This window comes from Paraburkholderia sp. TE9906 (assembly GCF_056279605.1).
The window spans coordinates 324,726-350,028 of the sequence record NZ_JBWCCT010000004.1; the positions used below are offsets into that span (position 1 = coordinate 324,726).

A 25,303-nucleotide genomic window follows, 5' to 3' on the forward strand; every position below is an offset into this window, starting at 1 on the left:
CCGCCATTCCCAGGCTGACCCCGCAGCGGCGGCCCTGTCTGAACGCGGACCTCAGCGCCCCGGCTCTGCGTGGCCGATGCCACACAGCCACCCGTCGTTGTCTTCTGTGCTGCGTAGCCGGTGCATCGATGTCGGCACTCGCATGAGCATCGCCGCGATATGGTTGCCGTGATCTTCGCGGTCAGTGCGTCGCTTCGCAGCGAACCTGTTAAGGCGAAGATCCCGTGTTCCTTCGCAGTAGTTCGGCTTCGACTTTCTGGACGACACTTAGCGATATCCATGCCATTGGTTGCGAAGCCTTGCGCCGGCAAGCGTGCGATAGGGATGTGCGATGCGTACGCTGAAAAAGCGCATGAAAACGTTTCGAGGATGAAACGCGTCGGCGCAAAGGCGCCGTCTACTGCGCTATGCGTTGCGGCCGGCGTTCTGCGGCGCGTGAGGGGAGTGGTCGTCGGCGGGAACTTCGCGCAGCTCATCGCGTGAGCCGCTTTGCAGCGCGCGCAAGGTGTCGACGGGGATATGGCAGCGGATTCGATGCGCGGCCGATGGGGCAGCGTCGCCCTTGCCGTTACCGGCGTCGGCGTCGAGAAAGGGCGGATCCTGCTGCTCGCAGATCGCACCGAGCTTGCGCGGACAGCGTGTGTGAAAGACGCAACCCGACGGCGGCGAGATCGCGCTGGGCAGATCGCCGGACAAGCGGATGCGAGCCCGCTTGTCCTGAACATTGAGCGTCGGCACCGACGACAGCAGCGCCTCGGTATAAGGATGCTGCGGCCCGTCGAACACGGCCGCAGCCGGCCCGATTTCAAGGAGCCTGCCGAGATACAGCACGGCGATGCGATCCGCGAGATAGCGCACCACATGCAGGTCATGCGAGATGAACACGTAGCTGACGCCGCGCTCGCGTTGCAGGTCGGCGAGCAGGTTGAGGATCGCGGCCTGCACGGAGACATCGAGCGCGGAAGTCGGCTCGTCGCAGACCACCACGCGCGGCTCGCCGGCAAACGCGCGGGCAATCGCGACGCGCTGCTTGAGGCCGCCCGACAACTGCCGCGTGCGCGAGTCGAGATAGCGCTCCGGCAAACGCACGGCCGACGTCAACGCGGCGAGCCGTGCGTCGATCGCCGGGCCGCGCAAGCCGGTGAGGCGCGTCAGCGCGCGGCCGATCAGCCGCTTCACCGAATGCGCGCGATTGAGCGCCGAGTCGGGATTCTGGAACACGATCTGCAGCGACTTCACCTGCTCGTCGCTGCGTCGTGTGACCCGCGCGGCGAGCGGCGCGCCGTCGAGTTCGAGCACGCTGCCCGCATCGGGCGTGAGCAGGCCGAGCATCAGCTTCGCGAGCGTCGTCTTGCCGCTGCCCGATTCGCCGACGAGGCCGAGCGTTTCGCCGCCGGCGAGGTCGATCGAGACATCGTCGAGCGCGCGCAGCGAGGCGCCGGATACGGGGAACGTCTTCGACAGTTTGCGTGCGCGTAGCACGACTGTGGCCGATGAATCGTCCACCGAGCCGCGTTGACTTTCAACCGGTGCGTCCGGCATCGCGCGCGGCAACTCGATTGCGCGCTCATGGTAGTGGCAACGCGACATCTGATCGCCGTGCGTGACCGAGAGCCGGTATGGCGGCGGCGCTTCGCGGCGGCAGCGCTCGTCGGCGAGACGGCAGCGGTCTGCGTAAATGCAGCCCTGCGTGACCGAGCCCGGTGACGGCAAACCGCCCGCGATCGTATCGAGCCGCTCGCTGTCCTTGCTGCGCCCGGTCGTGGGCAAGCAGCGCAACAGCCCGACCGTGTAGGGATGACGCGGCCGCGTGAAGACATCGCGGGTCGCGCCTTCTTCGACGAGCTTGCCCGCGTAGAGCACGCCGACGCGCTCGCACATTCGCCCGATCACCGCGAGGTTGTGGCTGATGAAGAGCACGGCGGTGCCGAGTTCCTCGCGCAACTGCGCGACGAGGTCGAGCACTTCCGCTTCGACGGTGGCGTCGAGCCCGGTGGTCGGTTCGTCGAGAATCAGCAGCGCGGGGTTCGATGCGAGCGCCATCGCGATCACCACGCGCTGCTGCATGCCGCCCGATAATTGATGAGGATAGCTGTCCATTACCTGTTCGGGCGCGGCAATGCGCACACGCTTGAGCATGTCCAGCGCGCCGTGCAGTGCGTCCTCGCGCGTGGCGCCCGCGGCTTCGAAGGCTTCGGAGACCTGCCGCGCGATCGTCAGCGATGGGTTCAATGCGCGCCCCGGGTCCTGATAGACCATTGAAATGCGGTTGGCACGCAGCTCGCGCAGCGCATCGGCATCGAGCGTCTGCACGTCAGCACCGGCGATCATGATCTTGCCCGCCTTCACCGTGCCGTTACGCGGCAGATAGCGCACCGTCGCCATTGCGACGGTCGATTTGCCGCAGCCCGACTCGCCGACGAGCCCATAGGCTTCGCCGCGCCGCACGCGAAACGAGACATCCTGCAGCACTTCGCGATCGCGTCCGCGAATCCGGTAGGTGACGGTCAGGCCGACCACCGTGAGCGCATCGGTGCGATCGCTTTTCGACACGTCGAAGGCGGCGAACGGGGAGGGCGGCGTTGTGTTCATCGGTCGAGCACGCCTTGCACGCTGTCGGCGATCAGATTCACGCCGACCACCAGCGTCGCGATCGCGCCGGCCGAGAACACCACGGTCCACCATGCGCCGCCCGCCATCAACGTGTACGACTCGGACAGCGCGAGCCCCCAGTCGGCCGACGGCGGTTGAATACCGAAGCCGAGAAACGACAGCGTGGCGACCGCGAAGATCGCATAGCCGAGGCGCACGGTCGCCTCGACGATGATCGGCGGCAGCACGTTCGGCAGGATCTCGACGAACATGATGTACGGCGCGCGCTCGCCGCGCAGTTGCGCGGCGGCCACGTAGTCGAGATGCCGTTCGGCGAACACGGCGGCGCGCACGGTGCGCGCGGTGATCGGCGTGAAGGTGATGCCGATCACGAGGATCACCGTGACGTTGCTCGCACCGACCGCCGCCAGTGCGAGCAACGCGACGATCACAAGCGGCAGCGCGAGCACCGCGTCGATCGCGCGGCCGACCACGTTGTCCACCCAGCCCTCGAAATAGCCGACGATCAGACCCAGCGCCGTGCCCGCCGCCGTGCCGAGCAGCGTCGCGAGCGGCGCGATCGTGAGGATGTCGCGCGCGCCGACGATTACGCGCGAGAACACGTCGCGGCCGAGCTGGTCGGTGCCGAACCAGTGCGTATGGTCGGGCGGCAGCAGCGAATTGAGCGGATCGGACGCATACGGATCGAGGCGCACGATCCACTGCCCGGCGAGCGCGCAGACGATCCACCACACGACGATCACCACGCCCACCACGAAGGTGGGCGAACGCAGCAGGAGGCGCAGCTGATCGAAGCGCGGTTCGGTGGCCGCGGCTCGAGAGGGAGGTGCGAGCGTGCTCATTCCGCGCTCCTCACGCGCAGCCGCGGATTGAGCAGCACATGCAGCGCATCGGCGACGAGATTGGCGAGCGTGTAGACCACGCCGATCGTCAGCACGCCCGCTTCGAGCATCGGAAAGTCCTTGGCCTTGGCGGCGTTGTAGATCAGCGAGCCGATGCCCTGATAGTGGAACAGCGTCTCGACCACCACGAGCCCGCCGATCATGTAGCCGAGCTGCGTCGCGGCCACCGTGATGGTCGGCAACAGCGCGTTGCGCAACACGTGCCGCCAGATCACGATATGGCGCGGCAAACCTTTGAGGATCGCAGTGCGCGTGTAGTCCGCGTCGAGCGCTTCGACGGTGCCCGCGCGCGCCATTCTCGCGATGTAGCCGAAGAACACCAGCACCAGCGGCAGTACCGGCAGCACCAGATGCCGTAGCTGTTCGAGCGCGCTCGCTTGCGGCGGATACGACGCTTCGATCGGCAGCCAGCGCAGCCACACGCCGAACACCAGAATCAGCACGATCGACGAAACGAATTCCGGCACCACGGTCGCCGACAACCCGGCGATGCTGATCGTGCGGTCGAGCCAGCGGCCCGCGTGCATGGCCGACCACACGCCGCCCGCAATGCCGAGCGGCACGACGACGATGAACGCGAGCAGCCCGAGCCTGGCCGAATGCGCGAGCGCGTCGGCGATGAACGGCCCGACCGGCTCGCGATACGCGTACGAGAGCCCCATGTCGCCGCGCACGAAATGCGTGATCCAGTCTACGTATTGCGTGAAAAGCGGCCGGTCCGCGCCGAGCTGATGATTGAGCGCGGCGACTGCCTGCGCATCGGCGAGCGGCCCGAGCACCGCGCGGCCGATGTCGCCGGGCAGCAACTGGCCGCCCGCGAACACGATCACCGACAACAGCCACAGCGTGATCAACGACAAGCCCACGCGCGTGCCGAGAAACCGCGCGACGCGGCCCGCGTTGCCGTTCGATGCGCGGGGGGCGGAGGGGGACGCCGTGGCCGACATCGTAAGCTCCTGCCGAAGGCGGCGCCGGCGCTTACGCGCTCAGCACCGCGCGGTCGAAATAGAGTTGCGCGAGCGCGGTGAAGCGCACGCCGTTTACGCCTTTGCGCATCGCGATGAGCTGATCGTAGAAGAACGGAATGATGACCGGCGTTTCGTCGAGCAGCAGCGTCTGGATCTGTCCGGAGATCTTCTTCTGCGTGCCGAGGTCGATCGCCGCGACGAATTGCGCGACCAGCTGATCGTATTGCGGATTCCTGAAATGCGCGGCGTTCCACGTGCCGGTGCTCGTGAGCGGCGCATTCAGAAACACGTTCGGCACGCCGCGATGGCCGTAGTCGGTAATGCCGAGCGGCGAGTCGAGCCAGTCGGATTTGCCTGGCGTGCCCGCGCCGTAGTACAGCGACTGACTCTCGACCTTCAGATTGATACGCACACCGATCGCCTTCGCCGCGTTCTGCACGACCACCGCGAGGTCGGGAATCTCCATGTACTTCTCGGTGGTCAGCGTGACGTCGAAACCGTTGGGCACGCCCGCTTGCGCGAGCAGCTGCTTTGCCTTCGCGATATCGACCTTGCGTTGCGGCACGCCCGCATCCGATGACGGAAACACCGGCGCGAACGGACTGTCGTTGCCGAGTTGTGCGCGCCCCTTGAAGAGGCCGCGCACCAGCACGTCGCGATCGAGCGACAACGCCAGCGCTTCACGCACGCGCTTGTCCTTGAACAGCGGATTGTCGTTGCGCATGTGAATCTGCCGATGCGCGCTCGACTTCACTCCGATGGCCTTGTAGTCGGGATTGTTCAGAATGCCGGCGCCGCCCTGCACGGTGAAGGTGCCCATCACGTCCGCCTGATGGCCTTGCAAAGCGAGCAGCTGGGCCTGCTGATCGGCGTAGAACGAAAACTGTACGCGTTGCGGTAACGCTTTCTCGCCCCAGTAGTCGGGATTGCGTACGAATGACGCGCCGACCTTGGGCTGATACTTCTCGAACCTGAACGGACCCGTGCCGATGAAGCTCTTTTCATAACCGCCTGCGTAGTTCGCGGGCAGGATCACGGCGTTGTAATTGTCCGAGGAGACGTAGTACGGGAAGTTGCCGTTCGGCGCATCGAGATGAAACGCGACCGTGTGCTCGTCGACGACTTTCGCGCCGCCTTTCGACAGCACGCCCTTTAGCACGGAGAGCGCCGCCGACCCGCTCGCGGGATCGGCCAGACGGTCGAACGTGGCGGCCACGTCTTTCGCGGTGAACGGCTGGCCATCGTGGAACTTGACGTTTTGGCGCAGCTTGAAGGTCCACACGTCGCCCTTGTCGTTCGGTTGCCACGACAACGCGAGCGCGGGTTTGAGCATCAGCTTTTCGCCGTCGTCGTCGATCAGGAATTCGCCGGTCTGGTTCAGCAGCGCGAGACTGGCGGCATCGGTGACGGTGAGCGGATCGACCGCGCCGGCGGGCGTCAGGTGGGCGACGCGGATCGTCTGGTTGCCGGCACCCGGCGCGCCTTGCGCTCGTGCTCGCGGCGCAGTCAGCACGCCGCCGCCCGCGAGCGCCAAACCGATTACGCTTGCATGGCGCAGCAGCTCGCGGCGCGTGATGCGGCCGGTGAGGAATTCGTCGATGGCGTGGTTGCCGTAGGCGTCGGCGGTGAGGCGGGCTGCGTCGAGTGCGAGAAATCGGTCCGCGGGATTTTTCATCGATGGAAAGTCCAGTCCGTTCGGTTGCCGGTTCTGAAGAGCTGCGCAAGCCTGCGCAAAGCCGGTTCAGTGTAAGCGATTGCTCGCGGGTCTGGCGCGCCTGCGACGCTCGGAGGTGGCCGATTGGCCGATAAAAGAGCCGCTGTGTATCGTCATCACAACGTTCGACGCCGGCCTTGCAGCGCAGGTGGAATTCGCGCGCGGGTGCTTATTCAGGGTAATGAGCAGCTTCATGAGCACGCTCATGCGTCGCATCGGGCCATGCGGCGGCGCCGTCGCGGACGAATCGCCAATGCCGCGCCGCCATCCTTACCGGCCGCCTCGCCCGCATCGGGTTGGATTTACCGCGCCACCGCGCCCGGCCGCCGCCAGCGATGGAACAGCACCGAGCCGATCCAGCACGCCATGAAGGCCGCGACGATCGCGTAACCCAGCGCGCCGAAGCGCTCGTTGACGCTCGCCACCGCGTCCCACATGCCGCCGCTCCAACCGAGCTTGTCCGACAGCAGCCCGAGCGCCTCGACACCGCCGATCACGATCGCCACCATCGCCGACACGAACGTGATGCTGGCGTTGTAGTAGAGCTTGCGCTTCGGGTCGTCCATCGCCCAGCCGTAGGCGTGCACCATCAGCACGTTGTCGGTGGAATCGACGAGCGTCATGCCCGCGGTGAAGAGCGCGGGGAACACGAGGATCGAATACAGCGGCAGACCGGTGCCCGCCTGCGAGGCGGCGATCGCGAGCAAGCCGATCTCGGTTGCGGTGTCGAAGCCGAGGCCGAACAGCACGCCGACGGGGTACATGTGCCAGCTTTGGGTGACGAGCCGGAACAGCGGGCGCAAGGCGCGCGACAGCAGGCCCGCTGGCGCGATCGAATCAACCGCTTGCGCTGGCAGCTCACCGCCGCGTTGAACATGACGATAACGGCGCCACACGTCGCGCAGAATCACGAGGTTGACGCCCGCGAGCACCAGCAGGAAGGTCGCGGACACGAGCGTGCCGACCGTGCCGCCCACTTCCTTGAAGGTCTCGAAACGGCCGTGCAGCGAATGCGCGGTCCACGCAATGCCGATGGTCGCGGCGATCACGATCGTCGAGTGTCCGAGCGAAAACGCGAGACCCACGCCGAGTGGCCGCTTGCCGCTTTGCATCAGCTTGCGCGTGACGGCGTCGATCGCCGCGATGTGATCCGCGTCGACCGCATGACGCAGGCCGAAGCCGTACGCGAGCAGCGCGGTGCCGAGCAGCAGCGGGTAGTGGCGAAAGGCGATCAGCGCCCACGCCCAGGCGCCGAGATTGGCGGCAATCAGGATCGCGTACAGCGAGAGCAGGCGAGGGCGCAGCGAAGCGGTCGGCGTCATGAGTCGCGGGGTGATGGGTGGATAGTCGAGTTAGTGATCGTGCGGATGCTTGTGAATCGGATCGACCCAGTAGACCGTTTCGGGCGCTTCCGCGGCGTCGATGTTCAGATTGACCACCACCGCTTCGTTGTCGCTGCGCACCAGCACGCATTCGAGCGGCTCGTCGGTGCTCGCGTTGATCTCCTGATGCGGCACGTAGGGCGGCACGAAGATGAAGTCGCCGGGGCCGGCCTCAGCGGTGAACTCCAGATGCTCGCCCCAACGCATGCGAGCCTGGCCGCGCACGACGTAGATCACGCTTTCGAGCGCGCCATGATGATGCGCGCCGGTCTTCGCATTCGGATGGATCGTGACGGTGCCGGCCCAGATTTTCTGCGCGCCGACCCGGGCGGCGTTGATCGCGGCGGCGCGGTTCATGCCCGGCGTTTGCGCGGTGTTGCTGTCGAGCTGGTCGCCCTTGATGACCTTCACACCGTGCTCGCGCCAATCGACGGGCGTGGCCGGTTGCTCGGCGCCATGTTCGGCGCGGTAGTGCGGGTGTTCGTGATCCTGGCTCATGGTGTCTCCTCCTGGGCATTGCCCCGGTGCTCGGCTCGGCGCCGTCAGGCATTTTTGCACGTTCAAAAACGGCTGTGTGGACAACCGCATCAACGCCGCCCCCGCCGGGCGAGGGACGAAAAAAAGCCCGTTCACGTGGAACGGGCTCCGGGTGCTCCGCGTGGGCCGCTGCAAGCGCGGCGGCTTGGTTGCAGCGCTTGCGCTTACTTCTGCTTCGCGTTGATCACGGCTTCGGCGACGTTATTCGGCGTTTCCGCGTAATGCTTGAACTCCATCGTGTAGGTCGCGCGGCCCTGGGTGGCCGAACGCAGCGATGTCGAGTAGCCGAACATCTCCGCGAGCGGCACTTCGGCGCGCACCAGCTTGCCGCCGCCGCCGGCGATGTCTTCCATGCCCTGCACGAGTCCGCGACGGCTCGACAGGTCGCCCATCACGTTGCCCATGAAGTCTTCGGGCGTTTCCACTTCGACGGCCATCATCGGTTCGAGCAGCACGGGTTTGGCCTTGCGCATCGCTTCCTTGAACGCCATCGAGCCGGCCATGCGGAACGCGTTTTCATTCGAGTCGACGTCGTGGTACGAACCGAAGGTCAGCGTCACCTTCACGTCGACCACCGGATAGCCCGCGAGCACGCCGGCCTTCAGCGTTTCCACGATGCCCTTGTCGACGGCCGGAATGTATTCGCGCGGAATCACGCCGCCCTTGATCGCGTCGACGAACTCGTAGCCCTTGCCTTGCGGCGCCGGTTCGAGCGTGATGACCGCGTGGCCGTACTGACCGCGCCCGCCCGATTGCTTGACGAATTTGCCTTCGATATCTTCGACCTTGTTGCGCACGGTTTCGCGATACGCGACCTGCGGCTTGCCGACGGTCGCCTCGACGCCGAACTCGCGCTTCATCCGGTCGACCAGAATTTCGAGGTGCAGCTCGCCCATCCCGGAGATGATCGTCTGGCCGGATTCCTCATCGGTTTGCACGCGGAACGACGGGTCTTCCTGGGCGAGACGGTTCAGTGCGATGCCCATCTTTTCCTGATCGACCTTGGTCTTCGGTTCGACGGCTTGCGAGATCACCGGCTCCGGGAAGATCATCTTTTCGAGGATGATCACGTGGTTCGGATCGCACAGCGTGTCGCCGGTGGTCGCTTCCTTCAGGCCGACGGCCGCGGCGATGTCGCCCGCGTAGACTTCCTTGATTTCCTTGCGCTCGTTCGCGTGCATCTGCAGGATCCGGCCGAGACGCTCTTTCTTTTCCTTGATCGCGTTGTAGACCGTGTCGCCCGAATTCACCACGCCCGAATAGACGCGGAAGAAAATCAGCTGGCCGACGAACGGGTCCGTCATGATCTTGAAGGCGAGCGCGGAGAACGGATCGGTGTCGTTCGGATGACGCTCGATTTCCTTGTCGTGTTCGTCGTGACCGGTAATCGCGGGCACATCGACCGGCGACGGCAGGTAGTCGATCACCGCGTCGAGCATGGCCTGCACGCCCTTGTTCTTGAACGCGCTGCCGCACAGCATCGGCACGATTTCATTGGCGATGCAGCGCGCGCGGATGCCGTGCTTGATTTCGTCTTCGGTGAGCGTGTCGCCGCCCAGGTATTTTTCGAGCAGCGTCTCGTTCGCCTCGGCGGCGGCTTCGACCATCTTGTCGTGCCACTCCTTCGCCGTAGCCGCGAGTTCCGCCGGAATATCGCGGTACTCGAACTTGATGCCCTGGTTCTCTTCGTCCCAGAAGATCGCTTTCATCTTGACCAGATCGACCACGCCCTGGAAGTGCTCTTCCGCGCCGATCGGAATCTGGATCGGCACCGCGACGCCCTTCAGGCGATCGCCGATCTGCCGCTGCACGCGAAAGAAATCCGCGCCGACGCGGTCCATCTTGTTGACGAACGCGATGCGCGGCACCTTGTACTTGTTCGCCTGGCGCCACACGGTTTCGGACTGCGGCTGCACGCCGCCGACCGAGTCGTACACCATGCACGCGCCGTCGAGCACGCGCATCGAGCGCTCCACTTCGATCGTGAAGTCGACGTGGCCCGGGGTGTCGATGATGTTGATCCGGTGTTCGGGATAGTTGCCGGCCATGCCTTTCCAGAAGGCGGTGGTGGCCGCCGACGTGATGGTGATGCCGCGCTCCTGCTCCTGTTCCATCCAGTCCATCGTCGCCGCACCGTCGTGAACCTCGCCGATCTTGTGGGTCACGCCGGTGTAGAACAGGATGCGTTCAGTGGTGGTGGTTTTGCCGGCATCGATGTGAGCGCTAATGCCGATATTCCGGTAGCGCTCGATGGGAGTCTTGCGGGGCACGTGAACCTCCTTGGAATGGCGCGCCTGAAACGCTTGCCGGGCGGCGCTCTGGCCGCCCGGGGAACCTGGTGCTGCTTTACTGAGATTACAAGGATAGCGCGTCGGCCTGTCTTTTGCAGGAATCTTGCCAGCCGGGCGCGAGCGCCTGCCAGCGGGGCTTCGGCCGCCGCGCATGGCGCAATGACGCGACGGCGGCGAGGCGGCCCGAATGTAAAAAAGCCGGCGCCTCGCGAGAGGCACCGGCTTTTCGACGAGCGGTGAAACCCGGCGAGAGCGCCCGCCGATACCGTCGTCGAAACGGCTTATTGCTGTACCGCCGGCAAACCCTGAATCTGCATCCCCGGTTTGATGCCCTTCGACGTGAACCAGCCTTTGGGCATTTCCAGCGCGAACACACCGTTGTGCGTCGGGCAATGGTTGTTGGTGGTCTCGGCCTGCATCTCATCGATGTCGGTGATCGTGCCGTCCGCGCGCATGAACGCAATCGACAGCGGGATCAGCGTGTTCTTCATCCAGAAGCAATGCCCTGCGTTCTCGTTGAAGACAAACAGCATGCCTTCGTTCGGCCCGAGATTCGTGCGGTACATCAAGCCTTGCTCACGGTCCGCGTCGTTGGCGGCGACGGCGGCATCGATCACGAACATGCCCGCGGTCAGCTTCACACGCGGAAATTCGTTGGGCTGCTTCGCACCAGCCGGCATCTGCTGCGCGTGAGCAGGGGCAGCGGTGGTGGCGGTGAACGACAACGCGGCGAGTGGCAATGCAACGGCAACAGCGAAACGCGCAATCAACGAGCGCATGGGAAATCGCACGGCATGACTCCTTGCTGGAAATTAACCCGCGAATGTTACGCGAGCGCGTCAAAAACAAAAAGGCAGATCGCCTTGCGGTGATCTGCCTTACAACGCCGTAAGAACGGCAGTGAAGCTTGTTCTTGACTGCGTTTTTACAACAAACTTACTCCGATGCTGCCGAAGCTGCAGCAGCAGTTGCTGCCTTCTTGTGCGACTTCTTGTGAGCGTGCTTCGTGGTCTTCTTTGCCGACGAAGCTGCTGCTGCCGGAGCTGCCGAAGCTGCTTCCGGTGCCGAAGCTTGTGCGAATGCTGCCGTTGCGAAGAGGCCAGCGACCAGAGCGGCGATCAGTTTGTTCATTGTGTGAATCCTCAGCTTGAGTTAATTAACCAAATGACCCGGCTATATGTAGAGTCATGTCGGTAAACGTGCCATCCACCTTTCGGTTGACAGGCGCATCGAACAAATTTTTTTCGACACGTCTGCGTAGCGCTCAGACTCCCCGCGCGCGCCGCAAAACGGCTTGCGCAAAGGGCCCTTCAGGCTGAATGCCGGATAGCTTCGGGCGGCATCTGCGTCGAATAACGCGTGAGCTCGCACACCGGTTGACGAAAATTTTCTGGAAATTTCTATCGTGAAAGCGCGATGTCGATGTGTAGCTTCGCTGCTATCGCAAGCGTGTTGGTTTCACGTTTTTTTGCGGAAGTTTCACGCGTGTTTTTGTTTGCCGATACAACGGCTTAGCTTTTTTATTCGGCGTGAAACGTGCACACGTGAAGCGAGTTTCGCGAACGCGCGCGCAGACGGTCGAGCGTTCGGATCACACTCAGACGACACCTTCCCAAGGCGCCTTCGATGGTAATTCGACACTTTCTCCGGGTTGAAGGCCGAGTGAAAAAATGTCAAGCGCACCGATGCCGACGCGCACCAGACGCAGCGTCGGAAAACCGACCGCGGCTGTCATGCGGCGCACCTGACGGTTCTTGCCTTCGGTGATCGACAACTCGATCCACGTGGTCGGTATCGCCGCGCGATAACGGATTGGCGGCGTGCGTGTCCAGAGCGTGTCGTTCGGTTCGACATAGTCGGCGCGGCAGGGGCGCGTCACGTAATCGCCGAGATCGACGCCGCGTGCGAGCTTCTTCAACGCGGCTGTGTCGAGCGCGCCTTCCACTTGCGCCCAATATCGTTTGACGAGCTTATGACGCGGCTCGGCGATGCGGGCTTGCAGCGCGCCATCGTCGGTGAGAAGCAGCAGTCCTTCGCTGTCGGAGTCGAGTCGGCCCGCCGGATAGACGCCGGGCACCTTGACCCAGTCGGCCAGCGAGGCACGCGTCTCATGCGGCGAGAATTGACAGATGGTGCCGAACGGCTTGTTCAGTGCGAGAAGGCGCATAGGGAAACGAATGTGAGTCGCGCGGACACGGGCGCGACGGCCAGCGTCGCGAAATCTTCGGGGGAGCCGCCGGCGCGGCGTTGAATGGCGCGATGATAAGGCATAAACGGAGACGGTCTTTCTCCCGTCTTATAAAAGACCCATGAGTCGGCGCGAGGGTTCACGGTTTGCGTCCATGTTGGAAAACCCCGAGCCGTTGCCGGATGGCTGCGCGGGGCGCGTGGGCTAGAATAGCGGCCAGGCTTGCTTGCGAGCGTCCTGGCATTGCGCGTAGCGAGGAGCGCCCATTTTCGCAGTCTCCCTTCAGCTTTCTGCACAGCCTTCACTGGAGTCCGATCATGTCGTATCAGCACATCAAGGTTCCGACCGGTGGTGACAAGATCACTGTCAACGCCGATTTCTCGCTCAATGTTTCCGACCAGCCGATCATTCCGTTCATCGAAGGCGACGGTACGGGTCTCGACATCACGCCGGTCATGCTGAAGGTCGTGGATGCAGCGGTGGAGAAGGCGTACGCAGGCAAGAAGAAAATCCACTGGATGGAAATCTACGCGGGCGAGAAAGCGACCAAGGTGTACGGCCCGGACGTGTGGCTGCCGGAAGAGACGCTGCAGGTGGTCAAGGAATACATCGTGTCGATCAAGGGGCCGCTCACCACGCCGGTCGGCGGCGGCATCCGTTCGCTGAACGTCGCGCTGCGCCAGGAGCTCGACCTGTATGTGTGTCTGCGGCCCGTCCAGTATTTCAAGGGCGTGCCGTCGCCGGTGCGCGAGCCCGAGAAGACCAACATGGTGATCTTCCGCGAGAACTCGGAAGACATCTATGCGGGCATCGAATGGGCGGCTGAATCGGAGCAGGCCAAGAAGGTCATCAAGTTCCTGCAGGACGAGATGGGCGTGAAGAAGATCCGCTTTCCGGAGTCGTCGGGGATCGGCATCAAGCCGGTGTCGCGCGAAGGCACCGAGCGTCTGGTGCGCAAGGCGATCCAGTACGCGATCGACAACGATCGCCGTTCGGTCACGCTGGTGCACAAGGGCAACATCATGAAGTTCACCGAAGGCGCGTTCCGTGACTACGGCTATGCGCTCGCGCAAAAGGAATTCGGCGCGGAACTGATCGACGGCGGCCCGTGGATGAAGGTCAAGAATCCGAAGACGGGCGGCGACATCGTGGTGAAAGACGTGATCGCCGATGCGTTCCTGCAGCAGATCCTGTTGCGCCCGGCCGAATACGACGTGATCGCCACGCTGAACCTGAACGGCGACTATGTCTCTGATGCGCTGGCCGCGCAGGTCGGCGGCATCGGCATCGCCCCGGGAGCGAATCTGTCGGACTCGGTCGCGATGTTCGAAGCGACGCACGGCACGGCGCCGAAATACGCGGGCAAGGACTATGTGAATCCGGGTTCGGAAATTCTCTCGGCGGAAATGATGCTGCGCCACATCGGCTGGACCGAAGCGGCGGATCTGATCATCCATTCGATGGAGAAATCGATTCTGCAAAAACGCGTCACTTACGACTTCGCACGCCTGATGGAAGGCGCGACCCAGGTGTCGTGCTCGGGCTTCGGCCAGGTGATGATCGAGAATATGTAGAACGAAGCGAACTGAATTATTCAGTTCGCATGAAAAGCCCTGGCATCGCAAGAAGGCCGGGGCATTTTTTTGCCCACTCGTGGAAGCGGCCGCCATCGATCCGAAGAGCGGGCAGCGTGAGCGCGAAATCCGCCGGCAGCCAAAAAAATACGGATGTACCCGATAATTGGGAGCCACGACTGTCCGATAAGAACTAACGAAACGACAAAAGCGCCGCGCAAAAAAAGAAACCCGGCAAGCCGGGCTTCAAAGGACGGGTAACGAACAGCCTCAGGCGGGTGCCTGAATGTTCGATGCCTGTTTGCCTTTCGGGCCTTGAACGACCTCGAAGGTTACCTTTTGGCCTTCCTTGAGGGTCTTGAACCCATTCATCTGGATGGCCGAGAAGTGTGCAAACAGATCCTCACCACCTTCATCCGGCGTGATGAATCCGAAACCTTTTGCGTCATTGAACCATTTGACCGTACCAGTTGCCATTCCAACATCCCCTGTAACTCATGTCACTACCACGAGCCCTCGAAAAGCGCCGCGACCACGCAAGTAGCCGCTCCCTCCTCACAAGCTCACCATCGGCATTTTTTCGAAATTATGGCTCGGTGAAAAAAGTGCCAGCTTGATTGTTGGGGCTCTTTATTCGAGTGTCAAGAAAATTTTGAGATGTCGTTGTCGCGTTGCAAACAAGCGCTTTCCAGGGGTTTTTCCCGCTTCCGTTATGTGCGGTTGCGCAAGCGGGCCGTCTTGAAAAGTCGCATAATCGACTCACATGCTGTGCTACGGGCCGCCCGCCGCCGTCAGGCTCCGGCGGCGCCGGCAACCAGCTCCGGCAGGTTGTGCGATACTCGATCCGACTGCGGTGCAACACGGCCGCACTGCATCATTGGATAGGGGCCGGCTCCGCAATCGGCTCGTCGAATCGCACATGCATGGCGGGTCATTCACCCATCACGCAGAAGCGAACGGGCTCACCGGCGGGTTGACCGGGTTTTGACAGGATTGCGGGCCTGTCCTAGTTGTTTAGAATGGGTGTATGGCGATTATCCCGGACAAGCAGGACGGCACCGTACTGGAGCGGCAGGAGAAGAAGCTCAAGCCGCCATCCATGTACAAGGTGGTGCTGCTGAATGACGACTTCACGCCAATGGAATTTGTCGTGATGATCGTGCAGGAATATTTCAATAAAGATCGTGAAACCGCAACGCAGGTGATGTTGAAGGTGCATCGCGAGGGCAGGGGAGTTTGTGGGGTCTATACGCGGGACATCGCGTCGACCAAAGTCGAGCAAGTCGTTACCCACGCACGGCAGGCCGGGCATCCGCTGCAGTGTGTGATGGAGGAAGCATGATTGCCCAGGAACTGGAAGTCAGCCTGCACATGGCGTTCATGGAAGCACGCCAGGCGCGGCACGAGTTCATAACGGTCGAACATCTTTTGCTGGCACTGTTGGACAATCCGACAGCGGCGGAGGTGTTGCGTGCATGCGCGGCCAATATCGAGGATCTGCGTCAGAACCTGCGCAACTTCATTCATGACAACACGCCAACCGTGCCCGGCACGGACGACGTCGACACGCAGCCCACGCTGGGTTTCCAGCGTGTGATCCAGCGCGCGATCATGCATGTGCAGTCCACCTCGAACGGCAAGAAGGAAGTGACCGGCGCGAACGTGCTGGTGGCGATCTTCGGCGAGAAGGATTCGCACGCGGTGTACTACCTGCAGCAGCAGGGCGTGACGCGTCTGGACGTGGTCAATTTCATCTCGCATGGCATCGCCAAGACGAGCAGCACGGACGCCGCGAAAGCGAGCGACGCGAATGCCGAGTCTGACGAAGCCGCCGCGCAGAAGGAAACGCCGCTCGCCCAGTTCACGCAGAACCTGAACCAGATGGCGAAGGACGGCCGCATCGATCCGCTGATCGGGCGCGAGTCGGAAGTCGAGCGCGTGGTCCAGGTGCTGTGCCGCCGGCGCAAGAACAATCCGCTGCTGGTCGGTGAGGCCGGCGTCGGCAAGACGGCGATCGCCGAAGGTCTCGCGTGGCGTATTACGCGCGGTGAAGTGCCGGACATCCTCGCGGATGCGCAGGTGTATTCGCTCGACATGGGCGCGCTGCTCGCTGGTACCAAGTACCGCGGCGACTTCGAGCAGCGGCTGAAGACGGTCCTCAAGGAGTTGAAGGAACGTCCGCACGCAATCCTGTTCATCGACGAAATTCACACGCTGATCGGCGCGGGCGCCGCGTCGGGCGGCACGCTGGACGCGTCGAATCTGCTGAAGCCGGCATTGTCCTCGGGCACCCTCAAGTGCATCGGCGCGACCACGTTCACGGAATATCGCGGCATCTTCGAAAAAGACGCGGCCCTGTCGCGCCGTTTCCAGAAGGTCGACGTGACCGAGCCGACCGTCGAGCAGACGGTAGCGATCCTGCGTGGCCTCAAGTCGCGTTTCGAAGAGCACCACGGCGTGAAGTATTCGTCGGGCGCGCTGTCGGCGGCGGCTGAGTTGTCGGCACGCTTCATCACGGATCGTCATCTGCCGGACAAGGCGATCGACGTGATCGACGAAGCGGGCGCCGCGCAACGCATCCTGCCGAAGTCGAAGCAGAAGAAGACCATCGGCAAGAACGAGATCGAGGAAATCATCTCGAAGATCGCCCGTGTCCCGCCGCAAAGCGTGTCGCAAGACGATCGCAGCAAGCTGCAAACGCTCGATCGCGATCTGAAGAGTGTGGTGTTCGGGCAAGACCCGGCCATCGACGCGCTGTCGGCCGCGATCAAGATGGCGCGTGCGGGTCTCGGCAAGCTGGACAAGCCGATCGGCGCGTTCCTGTTCTCCGGCCCCACGGGTGTCGGCAAGACGGAAGTGGCGAAGCAGCTGGCGTTCACGCTGGGCATCGAGCTGATCCGCTTCGACATGTCGGAATACATGGAGCGTCATGCGGTCAGCCGCTTGATCGGCGCGCCGCCGGGCTATGTCGGTTTCGACCAGGGTGGTCTGCTGACCGAAGCCGTCACGAAGAAGCCGCACTGCGTGCTGCTGCTCGACGAAATCGAGAAGGCGCATCCGGACATCTACAACGTGCTGCTGCAGGTGATGGACCACGGCACGTTGACGGACAACAACGGCCGCAAGGCGGACTTCCGCAACGTCATCATCATCATGACGACGAATGCGGGTGCCGAGGCGATGGGCAAGTCGGTGATCGGCTTCACGAACCGCCGGGAAGCCGGCGACGAGATGGTCGACATCAAGCGCATGTTCACGCCGGAGTTCCGTAACCGTCTGGACGCGACGATCAGCTTCCGTTCGCTCGATGAAGAAATCATCATGCGCGTGGTCGACAAGTTCCTGATGCAGCTGGAAGATCAGTTGCACGAGAAGAAGGTCGATGCGCTCTTCACCGACGCGTTGCGCAAGCATCTCGCCAAACACGGTTTCGATCCGTTGATGGGCGCGCGGCCAATGCAGCGTCTGATCCAGGACACGATCCGTCGTGCGCTGGCCGACGAACTGCTGTTCGGCAAGCTGATGAACGGCGGCCGGGTCTCGGTCGACGTGGATGCGGAAGACAAGGTGCAGTTGACCTTCGACGAGCATCCGGCGCCGCGCAATCCGAATCCGGAAGCGGTCGAAGTCGAGTAAGGCGGCGAATAAGTCTCAGGCAGTATTGAAGAAAGCAGAACGGCGCGGGTTCAACCCCGCGCCGTTCTGCTTTTTGCGCCCTGATTTGCGTCGTTCAGGGTTAGTGCTTGCCGGTACTGCCGAAGCCGCCCGCACCGCGCTCGCTTTGTTCGAAATCATCGACGATGTTGAACTCGGCCTGCACGACCGGCACGATCACGAGTTGCGCAAGGCGCTCCATCGGATTCAGCACGAATGTCGTTTGGCCACGATTCCACGTCGAGATCATCAGTTGACCCTGGTAATCGGAGTCGATCAGGCCGACCAGATTGCCGAGCACGATCCCATGCTTATGTCCCAGTCCCGAACGCGGCAGAATCAGCGCCGCATAGCCCGGGTCGCCGACGTGAATCGCGAGGCCGGTCGGCACCAGCGCGGTTTCGCCGGGCTTCAGCGTCAACGGCTCGTCGAGGCAGGCACGCAGATCGAGGCCGGCACTGCCGGTGGTCGCGTAAGCCGGGAGTTGCTCGCGCATGCGCGCATCGAGAATCTTCAGGTCGAGTTTCATGCAGATTGGAGTGAGGTTAGGGCGTGGTGTTTGAGCCGAGCTGGAATGCGTCGGCGAGAAGTTCATAGGAGCGCAGCCGGGCGCGATAGCTGCCTGCGACGGTCAGCACCATCAGCTCGTCTGCCTGGAATTGCTCCTGCAATGCATGTAGCCGCTCGGTGACCATCTCCGGCGTACCGATGATGCTGCGTGGCTTTTCTCGTGCAATCACGAGTTGTTCGCGCTCGCCATACTCCTGCTCGATCCCCTGTTCGATGTTTGGAATGGGTTCGTTCAGGCCGTACGCCATTTGAACGCGACGCAGGTCGACGGCCTTTTCCAGATCGGCGGCTTCCTGTTCCGTATCCGCGCAAATCACGAAGACGGCAGCGGCCAGATACGCTTGCTGCGTTTCCTGACTGGCCTTGAAGCGTTCGCGATAGGCAAGGGCCACCTGATGCCCGAAATGCGCATTGATGAAATGCGCGAACGCGAAGCGAATGCCGAGCTGCGCGGCGAGCAAGCCGCCGAATTCGCTCGAACCGAGCATCCACAGTTGCGGACGCGTGTCGATCTGTGGCTGCAGCAGCACGCCACGCGCGATGTGGTCCTCGGGGAGCGTCCCGTGCATCAGGCCGAGCAGGTCGGCGACCTGCTGCGGAAAAATGTCGCCGCGGTTGTAGTCGCCAGCGGCAACCGCCTGTGCTGTGCGCATGTCGCCTCCCGGTGCGCGTCCCACGCCGAGATCGATGCGATTCGGGAACAGTGCCTCGAGCATCATGAATTGCTCGGCGACCTTGAACGGGCTGTAGTACGGCAGCATCACGCCGCCGGAGCCGAGGCGGATGCGTTGGGTCACGCTCCCAAGGCGGGCCAGCATGACCTCGGGACAAGGATTCGATACGCCACGCAAGCCGTGATGTTCGGCGCACCAATAGCGCGTGTAGCCAAGGTCGTCGGCGAGCTGCGCGAGTTCGATGGTGGCGGCGATGGCGTCCGCCACCGAGTGCCCGGCGATCACGGGCGTTTGATCGAGCACGGAAAGTAGCGTCATGTCAGTGGCTCCAGATGATCCGATTCGTCAGCGCGGCTTGCCGTGGTGGCGAAAAATACGCCTTGACGGACTCAACGAATCAGACTCGTGTCGGGCAGACGCTTCGCAATCTCTGCGATCAGCGCACGCGCGAGCGTCTGCTTGTCCGCGCGCGGGAGCTTCGTGGCGCCGCCGGCTTCGAACAGGATCACTTCGTTGTCGTCGAGACCGAAGGTGAGGGGGCCGAGATTGCCGATCAGCAGCGGCACGTTTTTGCGCACGCGCTTTTCTTCGCCATGCACTTCGAGGTCGCCGCTTTCCGCCGCGAAGCCGACCGCGAACGGTGGATGCGGCAGCTTCGCCACCGAGGCCAGAATGTCGGGATTCTCGACGAATGTGAAGCTTGGCAGCGCGCGTTCGGCGGTCTTCTTGATCTTATGCTCGCTCGCGTGATCGACGCGCCAGTCGGCCACCGCGGCGACGCCGATGAAGATGTCGGCGTCGGCGACCGAGCGCATCACCGCGTCGTGCATTTGCTGCGCGGTTTGCACGTCCTGGCGGAACACGCCCCACGGCGTTTCCAGCGCGACCGGGCCGGCGACCAGGTGCACTTCGGCGCCGGCCTGTTGCGCGGCGCGCGCGAGCGCGAAGCCCATTTTGCCGCTGGAGCGGTTGGTGATGCCGCGCACCGGATCGAGCGGTTCGAAAGTCGGCCCGGCGGTCAGCAATACGCGCCGGCCGGACAGGATCTTCGGCGAAAAGAACGATGCGATTGCCTCGTAGGTCGCCTTGGCTTCGAGCATGCGTCCGTCGCCGATTTCGCCGCAGGCCTGCGGGCCGGAGTCCGGACCCAGCAGCGTGACGCCGTCCGCGCGCAGTTGCGCGACGTTGCGTTGCGTGGCCGGGTTTTGCCACATCTGCCGGTTCATCGCCGGGACGACGAGCAGCGGACAATCGCGGGCGACGCACAGCGTCGACAGCAAATCGTCGGCCATGCCGTGCGCGAGTTTGGCGAGGAAGTCGGTGGAGGCGGGCGCGATCACGATCGCATCCGCTTCACGCGACAGATCGATGTGCGCCATGTTGTTCGGCACGCGCCCGTCCCACTGGCTCGTATAGACCGGACGGCCCGAGAGCGCCTGCATCGTGACGGGGGTGATGAACTGGGTGGCCGCTTCGGTCATGACGACCTGCACGGTTGCGCCTGCCTTGGTCAACAGACGCGTGAGTTCGGCGATCTTGTAGCAGGCAATCCCGCCCGTCATGCCGAGGACGAGGTGTTTTCCTGCGAGTTCTGCGGTTGCCAACGAAAGCCTCCGGCAAAGCGTGGTGGCGGGTGGCAGGGCGGGCGTTATCCGCGCCGCCGCGCCTTTGAATCCTGACACAAAGCGCGGACGCCGGCGCCTCGTGTCGGTGACGTTAGCGTGTGCTGCGCACGCGCCGCAACTCGTCGAGCACGAGCAGGATCGCGCCGATCGTGATCGCGCTGTCGGCGAGATTGAACGCCGGCCAGTGCCAGCCGCGCACGTGGAAATCGAGGAAGTCGATCACGTGCCCGTACGCGAGCCGGTCGATCACATTGCCGAGCGCGCCGCCCAGAATCAGCGCGAGCGCCGTGCAGAACATCTTCTGCCCGCCGTGACGCTTGAGCAGATAGCAGATCACGAGCGCGGCAACCACGCCGAGCGCGGTGAACGCCCAACGTTGCCAGCCGCCCGCCATCGCGAGGAAGCTGAATGCCGCGCCACGGTTGTACACGAGCACCAGGTTGAAAAACGGCGTGACTTCATGCGCGACACCGTAGGCGAACACCTTCTGGACCGCGATTTTCGTCAACTGGTCGAACAGGATGACGATTAGCGCGATGCCCAGCCAAGGGGCCAGCGAACTGCTTCCAGTGGACGTTTTCGACGAGGTTTTCGACATGGTTCTCGCCATTATGCAGCGCTCCTCGTTTCACCGTTGCCGAACAGGTTGCTGAAGCAGCGGCCGCACAGCGTGGGGTGCTCGGCGTTCGCGCCGACGTCCGCGCGGTAGTGCCAGCAGCGCTCGCACTTCAGGTACTTCGACGCGATCACGTCGACGCCTTCTTCCGCTTCGCTCGCGACCTTCACGACGTTCGCGCTCGAGGTGATCAGCACGAACTTCAGGTCGTCGGCGAGACTCGCGAGTGCGTCGTAACGCGCGCCGCTCGCGCGGATTTCCACTTCGGCCTGCAGCGACGAGCCGATCAGATTCGCGACGCGTGCCTCTTCCAGCGCCTTCGTCACGTCGCTGCGCGCGGCGCGCAACAGCGTCCATTTGTCGAGCAGCGCGCCGGCTTCCGGCACTGCCGGGAACGCGTGATACGTCTCGGTGAAGATGGTTTCGCTGTTCGGCTGGAACACCTTCCACGCTTCTTCCGCGGTGAACGACAGGAACGGCGCCATCTGGCGCAGCAAGCCATGCGCGATGTGATACAGCGCGGTCTGCGCCGAGCGGCGCGCGACGGAGTCGGCGGCGGTGGTGTACAGGCGGTCTTTCAGCACATCCAGATAGAAGCCGCCGAGGTCTTCCGAGCAGAACGTCTGCAGCTTGGCGACCACCGGGTGGAACTCGTATTTCTCGTAGTGCGAGAGGATGTCGTCCTGCAGATTCGCCGACAGCGCCACCGCATAGCGGTCGATTTCGAGCCAGTCTTCGACCGGACGCGCGTGTTGCGCGAAGTCGAAGTCCGACAGATTCGCGAGCAGGAAGCGCAGCGTGTTGCGGATGCGGCGATAGCCTTCGGTGACACGCTTGAGAATTTCCTCGGAAATCGCCAGCTCGCCCGAGTAATCGGTCGACGCGATCCACAGGCGGATGATTTCCGCGCCGAGGCGGTTCGCCACTTCATGCGGATCGATACCGTTGCCGAGCGACTTGCTCATCTTGCGGCCTTCGCCGTCGACGGTGAAGCCGTGCGTGAGCAGCGCGTTGTACGGCGGGCGGCCGTCGAGCATCGACGCGGTCAGCAGCGACGAGTGGAACCAGCCGCGGTGCTGGTCCGAGCCTTCCAGATACAGGTCGGCCGGGAATTGCAGTTCGTCCTTGTGCGAGCCGCGCAGCACATGCCAGTGCGTGGTGCCCGAGTCGAACCAGACGTCCAGCGTGTCGCGGTTCTTCTCGTACATGTTGGCGTCGTCGCCGAGTAACTCGCGCGGGTCGAGCGATTGCCATGCTTCAATGCCGGCCTTCTCGACGCGTTGCGCGACTTCTTCGAGCAATTCCTGCGTGCGCGGATGCAGCTCGCCGGTTTCCTTGTGCACGAAGAACGCCATCGGCACACCCCATTGACGTTGCCGCGACAGCGTCCAGTCCGGGCGGTTGGCGATCATGCTGAAGAGGCGCTGCTTGCCCCAAGCCGGATAAAACGCGGTGTTTTCGATGCCTTCGAGCGCGGTTTCGCGCAGCGTCCTGTCGGTGTCGTTCGGCTTCACGTCCATGCCGGCGAACCATTGCGACGTCGCACGGTAGATGATCGGCGTCTTGTGGCGCCAGCAGTGCATGTAGCTGTGCGTGTACTTCTCGGTGCGCATCAGCGAGCCGGCGCCTTGCAGCGCTTCGACGATCTGTGGATTGGCCGCCCAGATCGACAGGCCGCCGAACAGCGCGAGCGATTCGATGTAGCGGCCGTCGCCCATCACCGGGTTGATGATGTCGGAGTCGGACATGCCGTGCGCCTTGCACGACACGAAGTCTTCCACGCCGTAGGCCGGCGACGAGTGCACGACGCCCGTACCGGTTTCAGTCGTCACGTAGTCGCCGAGATAGACCGGCGCGGTGCGCTTGTAGGCCGGATGCGCGGACGCGAGCGGGTGATTGAAGCGCAGGTTGACGAGCATTTCGCCCGGCGTGGTGGCGACGACCGAGCCATCCAGTCCGTATTGCTTCAGGCAGGCTTCGACGCGTTCTTCAGCGAGGATCAGCAGGCCGCGCGACGTATCGACCAGCGCGTAGACGATTTCCGGATGCAGGTTCAGCGCCTGGTTGGCGGGGATGGTCCATGGCGTGGTGGTCCAGATGACGATGCCGCCTTCGTTGCGCGGCAGCGCATTCAGGCCGAACGCCTGCGCGGTCTTTTCCGGCTCGGCGAAGCTGAACAGCACGTCGATGGTCGGATCGGTCTTGTCCTTGTACTCGACCTCCGCCTCGGCCAATGCCGAGCCGCAGTCGAAACACCAGTTCACCGGCTTCAGGCCGCGGAACACGTAGCCCTTTTCCATGATCTTCGCGAGCGCGCGGATTTCGCCGGCCTCGTTCGTGAAGTTCATCGTCTTGTACGGGTTGTCCCAGTCGCCGAGCACGCCCAGACGGCGGAAGCCGACCTTCTGCTTCTCGATCTGCTCGGTCGCATAGGCGCGCGCCTTCTGCATCACTTCGGCCGCCGGCAGCGACTTGCCGAACTGCTTTTCGATCTGGATTTCGATCGGCATGCCGTGGCAGTCCCAGCCCGGCACGTAGACCGCGTCGAAGCCCGCCAGATTGCGCGCCTTGACGATCATGTCCTTGAGAATCTTGTTGACCGCGTGGCCGAGGTGGATGTCGCCGTTCGCATAGGGGGGGCCGTCGTGCAGGATGAACTTCTTGCGGCCCTTGGAAGCGGCGCGGATCTTTTCGTAGATCTTGCGTTCCTGCCATTCCTTGACCCATTGCGGCTCGCGCTTGGGCAGGTCGCCGCGCATCGGGAACGGCGTGTCGAGCAGGTTCACCGGGTAGCGTGACTGCGGTTTCGAATCGGCTTTCTTGTTGCTCATGATGTGGTCGCGGTGAATTCGTTCTATGCGCAGCAAAGGCGCGGGGTTGCGCACGATGCGCGAGGACGTGGGACGCGCCCGGCAGGTCTGTCGCGTGATCCACGGACGCCTTTCGATGCGCGCAACGACGGTACGCGCGGCGCTTGAGCGCTCGCCGTACCGCGGCGGCTACCTAATTCGGTCGGTGGCCGAGGTGGCGAAACCGGTGGAACGGCTGCCCGGCGTGCCGGCGCCGACGGCCGCGAACCACGCGCGCGCATTGGCGACGTCGCGCGCGATGGCCGCGGTCAGCGTTTCGAGGTCGACGTACTTTTCCTCGTCGCGCAGCTTCTTCAGGAATTCGACGCGCACGAGTTTGCCATACGCGTCGCCGTGCCAATCGAGCAGGTGCACTTCGAGCAGCACGCGGCCGGAGTCGTCGACGGTAGGGCGCAGGCCGAGGCTTGCGACGCCCGGCAGCGGCTCGTCCGCCACGCCGTGCACGCGCACGACGAAAATGCCGGCGAGCGCCGGACGCTTGTGGGCGATCGGCAGATTGAGCGTGGGGAAGCCCAGATCGCGGCCGAGCTTCATGCCGTGTGCGACGTGGCCGCTGATCAGATAATCGCGGCCGAGCGCGGCACGCGCCGCGTCGAGGTCGCCCGCCACCAGCGCCGCGCGCACGCCCGAACTGGAAATGCGCGCGCCCGACGGATCGGCGACCGTGGCCATCTGTTCGACTTCGAAGCCATACTGCTGGCCCGCGGCCTTGAGCGACGCGAAGTCGCCGGCGCGCTTCGCGCCGTAGCGGAAGTCGTCGCCGATCATGACCCAGCGCGCGTGCAGCCCGTTGACGATGATCCGCTCGACGAACGCATCCGGCGACTGGCTCGCGAACGTGTGATTGAAATGCTCGACCACCACACGGTCGACGCCGTTGGTGCGCAGCGCCTCCAGCTTGTCGCGCAGCATCGCGATGCGCGGCGGCGCGCCGGCCGGATTGAAGAATTCGCGCGGGTGCGGCTCGAAGGTCATCACGCAGACGGGCAGGCCGCGCGCATCCGCTGCTGCGCGCACGTGGGCGAGCAGAGCCTGATGGCCGCGGTGGACACCGTCGAAATTGCCGATGGTCAGTGCGCAGGGCGCACGGCTTTCAGCATTGGGAAGACCGCGGAAGACTCTCAC

Annotated in this window: 20 protein-coding genes; 3 read left to right on the plus strand and 17 right to left on the minus strand. The window is 63.5% G+C overall.

What is annotated here, in order from left to right; translation table 11 throughout:
- Window positions 1-405: 405 nt before the first annotated feature.
- The 10 genes from ACZ9H4_RS12385 to ACZ9H4_RS12430 all read right to left on the minus strand — a co-directional run bounded on the left by ACZ9H4_RS12385 (window position 406) and on the right by ACZ9H4_RS12430 (window position 12,574).
- Window positions 406-2,592: an ABC transporter ATP-binding protein gene (locus tag ACZ9H4_RS12385; RefSeq protein WP_476119170.1), complete on the minus strand. Its 2,187-nt coding sequence runs from the start codon at window positions 2,590-2,592 to the stop codon at window positions 406-408.
- On the minus strand, window positions 2,589-3,455 hold the full coding sequence (locus tag ACZ9H4_RS12390; RefSeq protein ID WP_476119171.1) for an ABC transporter permease: 867 nt from the start codon (window positions 3,453-3,455) through the stop codon (window positions 2,589-2,591). Before ACZ9H4_RS12390 ends, ACZ9H4_RS12385 begins: the two co-directional genes overlap by 4 nt.
- On the minus strand, window positions 3,452-4,462 hold the full coding sequence (locus ACZ9H4_RS12395) for an ABC transporter permease (RefSeq protein ID WP_476119172.1): 1,011 nt from the start codon (window positions 4,460-4,462) through the stop codon (window positions 3,452-3,454). Before ACZ9H4_RS12395 ends, ACZ9H4_RS12390 begins: the two co-directional genes overlap by 4 nt.
- Before the next feature lie 31 nt (window positions 4,463-4,493).
- Window positions 4,494-6,158: an ABC transporter substrate-binding protein gene (locus tag ACZ9H4_RS12400; RefSeq protein ID WP_476119173.1), complete on the minus strand. Its 1,665-nt coding sequence runs from the start codon at window positions 6,156-6,158 to the stop codon at window positions 4,494-4,496.
- A 341-nt stretch (window positions 6,159-6,499) separates the two neighbouring features.
- Entirely contained in the window at window positions 6,500-7,519 is a 1,020-nt protein-coding gene (locus tag ACZ9H4_RS12405) for a HoxN/HupN/NixA family nickel/cobalt transporter (RefSeq protein WP_408140632.1), read from the minus strand.
- A gap of 30 nt (window positions 7,520-7,549) precedes the next feature.
- On the minus strand, window positions 7,550-8,077 hold the full coding sequence (locus ACZ9H4_RS12410) for a cupin domain-containing protein (RefSeq protein ID WP_408140634.1): 528 nt from the start codon (window positions 8,075-8,077) through the stop codon (window positions 7,550-7,552).
- Window positions 8,078-8,280: 203 nt separating this feature from the next.
- Window positions 8,281-10,386, minus strand: a complete 2,106-nt coding sequence (gene fusA, locus ACZ9H4_RS12415) for an elongation factor G (RefSeq protein ID WP_408140636.1) — start codon at window positions 10,384-10,386, stop codon at window positions 8,281-8,283.
- Between the two features lie 302 nt (window positions 10,387-10,688).
- The gene (locus tag ACZ9H4_RS12420; RefSeq protein WP_408140638.1) at window positions 10,689-11,198 is read right to left on the minus strand and encodes a DUF192 domain-containing protein; all 510 of its coding nucleotides are present in this window, start codon (window positions 11,196-11,198) and stop codon (window positions 10,689-10,691) included.
- A gap of 145 nt (window positions 11,199-11,343) precedes the next feature.
- On the minus strand, window positions 11,344-11,538 hold the full coding sequence (locus ACZ9H4_RS12425) for a hypothetical protein (protein ID WP_408140640.1): 195 nt from the start codon (window positions 11,536-11,538) through the stop codon (window positions 11,344-11,346).
- A gap of 466 nt (window positions 11,539-12,004) precedes the next feature.
- Window positions 12,005-12,574 (minus strand): pseudouridine synthase, encoded by a 570-nt coding sequence (locus tag ACZ9H4_RS12430; RefSeq protein ID WP_408152439.1) that lies wholly within the window; start codon window positions 12,572-12,574, stop codon window positions 12,005-12,007.
- A 338-nt stretch (window positions 12,575-12,912) separates the two neighbouring features.
- Between ACZ9H4_RS12430 and icd the strand changes: the two genes are divergently transcribed.
- Complete coding sequence (gene icd / locus ACZ9H4_RS12435; RefSeq protein WP_408140644.1) at window positions 12,913-14,169, plus strand: NADP-dependent isocitrate dehydrogenase; 1,257 nt, start codon at window positions 12,913-12,915, stop codon at window positions 14,167-14,169.
- Window positions 14,170-14,439: 270 nt separating this feature from the next.
- Here icd and ACZ9H4_RS12440 read toward each other — a convergent pair whose 3' ends face one another.
- Window positions 14,440-14,646: a cold-shock protein gene (locus ACZ9H4_RS12440; protein WP_007180614.1), complete on the minus strand. Its 207-nt coding sequence runs from the start codon at window positions 14,644-14,646 to the stop codon at window positions 14,440-14,442.
- A 550-nt stretch (window positions 14,647-15,196) separates the two neighbouring features.
- On the opposite strand from ACZ9H4_RS12440, the gene clpS reads away from it, so the two are divergent.
- The gene (gene clpS, locus ACZ9H4_RS12445) at window positions 15,197-15,511 is read left to right on the plus strand and encodes an ATP-dependent Clp protease adapter ClpS (protein ID WP_006050100.1); all 315 of its coding nucleotides are present in this window, start codon (window positions 15,197-15,199) and stop codon (window positions 15,509-15,511) included.
- Window positions 15,508-17,805: an ATP-dependent Clp protease ATP-binding subunit ClpA gene (gene clpA, locus ACZ9H4_RS12450; RefSeq protein WP_042321496.1), complete on the plus strand. Its 2,298-nt coding sequence runs from the start codon at window positions 15,508-15,510 to the stop codon at window positions 17,803-17,805. The genes clpS and clpA overlap by 4 nt, the downstream gene beginning before the upstream one ends.
- Window positions 17,806-17,905: 100 nt before the next feature.
- Here the strand turns inward: clpA and dut are convergent, their stop codons facing one another.
- The 6 genes from dut to ACZ9H4_RS12480 form a co-directional block, all read right to left on the minus strand.
- A complete protein-coding gene (gene dut, locus ACZ9H4_RS12455) occupies window positions 17,906-18,352 on the minus strand; it encodes a dUTP diphosphatase (RefSeq protein WP_408140646.1) in 447 nt (148 codons plus the stop codon).
- A 16-nt stretch (window positions 18,353-18,368) separates the two neighbouring features.
- Window positions 18,369-19,385, minus strand: coding sequence for an LLM class flavin-dependent oxidoreductase (locus ACZ9H4_RS12460; RefSeq protein WP_408140648.1), 1,017 nt, complete (start codon window positions 19,383-19,385; stop codon window positions 18,369-18,371).
- 71 nt (window positions 19,386-19,456) lie between these two features.
- A complete protein-coding gene (coaBC, locus tag ACZ9H4_RS12465) occupies window positions 19,457-20,671 on the minus strand; it encodes a bifunctional phosphopantothenoylcysteine decarboxylase/phosphopantothenate--cysteine ligase CoaBC (RefSeq protein ID WP_408140650.1) in 1,215 nt (404 codons plus the stop codon).
- A 112-nt stretch (window positions 20,672-20,783) separates the two neighbouring features.
- Window positions 20,784-21,290, minus strand: a complete 507-nt coding sequence (lspA, locus tag ACZ9H4_RS12470; RefSeq protein ID WP_408140652.1) for a signal peptidase II — start codon at window positions 21,288-21,290, stop codon at window positions 20,784-20,786.
- Between the two features lie 11 nt (window positions 21,291-21,301).
- Window positions 21,302-24,139 carry an isoleucine--tRNA ligase gene (ileS, locus tag ACZ9H4_RS12475; RefSeq protein WP_476119174.1) on the minus strand — a complete coding sequence of 946 codons (2,838 nt, stop codon included), beginning with the start codon at window positions 24,137-24,139 and terminating at the stop codon, window positions 21,302-21,304.
- A 168-nt stretch (window positions 24,140-24,307) separates the two neighbouring features.
- The gene (locus ACZ9H4_RS12480; protein WP_408140654.1) at window positions 24,308-25,303 is read right to left on the minus strand and encodes a bifunctional riboflavin kinase/FAD synthetase; all 996 of its coding nucleotides are present in this window, start codon (window positions 25,301-25,303) and stop codon (window positions 24,308-24,310) included.